The sequence below is a fragment of the Thalassotalea sp. G20_0 genome, from assembly GCF_017744175.1.
Taxonomy (GTDB): Bacteria; Pseudomonadota; Gammaproteobacteria; order Pseudomonadales; family Endozoicomonadaceae; genus Endozoicomonas.
This window is the reverse complement of sequence record NZ_JAGHQV010000228.1, coordinates 1-1,181: the sequence shown is the minus strand read 5'-3', so window position 1 is coordinate 1,181 and position 1,181 is coordinate 1. Positions and strand designations below refer to the sequence as shown.

The 1,181-nt window shown below is 49.6% G+C and carries 2 protein-coding genes; both read right to left on the bottom strand.

Annotation, left to right across the window (positions count from 1 at the left end):
* Positions 1-691: IS66 family transposase (locus J7438_RS25695; protein ID WP_503003948.1), on the bottom strand; the 691-nt coding region annotated here is incomplete at its 3' end.
* Between the two features lie 36 nt (positions 692-727).
* Entirely contained in the window at positions 728-1,096 is a 369-nt protein-coding gene (gene tnpB / locus J7438_RS25690; RefSeq protein WP_209204886.1) for an IS66 family insertion sequence element accessory protein TnpB, read from the bottom strand.
* Between the last annotated feature and the right edge of the window lie 85 nt (positions 1,097-1,181).

The following is a 1,181-nucleotide window of genomic DNA, read 5'->3' as shown; positions in this document are numbered from 1 at the left end:
AGGCCAGCATGCTGACGGTCACTGCAGATTTGGGAATGGGGTGTTTGGGAAGCTCCGCCGCCTTGATAACGCGTTTTTCCTGCGGTGCCTCTCCCGGCTCAGCTTTCTCAAGAAATACTGCTTTCTCTTGCAGAATCTCTTTCACCTGAACCCGGGCTGGAATGATGTCCAGCTCTTCCCGGACTTTGGTGAAGAAGGTCTCAATGGCACCCTGCTTTTCTTCCGGGTTTAGTTCAATACGTTCCTGAACCCTGGGCAGTGCCGGTGACAGTGGTGTACGTCCCTTGCGTTTCTTGCGGGGTTTTGGACTTTCCCCTGTTTCCAGTTCTTCCTCATTCAGGGCATCTTCTTCAGCCGGGTCAGCGCCACAATCGGCTAACTCCGCTTCATTGAAGATTTCGCCCTGGCCGCTGAACTTTTCAGAGCTGTGGCCATAGAGGCGGGCACGTTCCAGACGCAGGTATTCTTCCAGGATGGCAATGCGTTTTTTCTGTTCTTCTATGACGATGGACTTTTTCTGGATAATGTCGTCTTTCTCAAGAAGGGCATTGTCTTTTTCAAGAATGACACCGTCGATGGTCTGGATGGCCTCAAACAAGGCCTCCAGGTCCAGAGCGGTTCCAGCATTTCCGCCCAGTAAACTCAAGGCGGATTTTGGCTGGTGAATGACGGTATCAATGAGTGATTTCATGGCCGTCATTTTACCATAACTGCCTGAGTTTTCAGACTAAAAACAGCTATCATAATGCCTTTTTTTATGGGGTTTCATGGCATTAAGATTGTAGCCATCCAGCAACCAATTGAGCTGCTGTCCGGTTAAGGTCACCAGTTCGTCATCGGGTTTTGGCCAGTGGAACTTGTCATCTGCCAGACTCTTGTAATAAAGCACAAAGCCATTGTCTTCCCAAAACAGGCATTTGATTTTATTACGATGGCGATTAGTGAAGGCATAGAGATGACCGTCAAAAGGGTTGTGCCCAAGCTCCTGCTCGACCAGGACCGCCAGTCCCTTGAAGGATTTTCGAAAATCGATGGGATCCCGGTAAAGGTAGACCTCAGGCAAAGTGGACGACGGGCGCATGACAGGTTGATTCATTGAAGTAACCCGATCAATTGCCCAGCCAGGGCCAGATTTTGGTGGTCAATACCAGAAATACTAAGACCATTAGGCAGAGAGACTG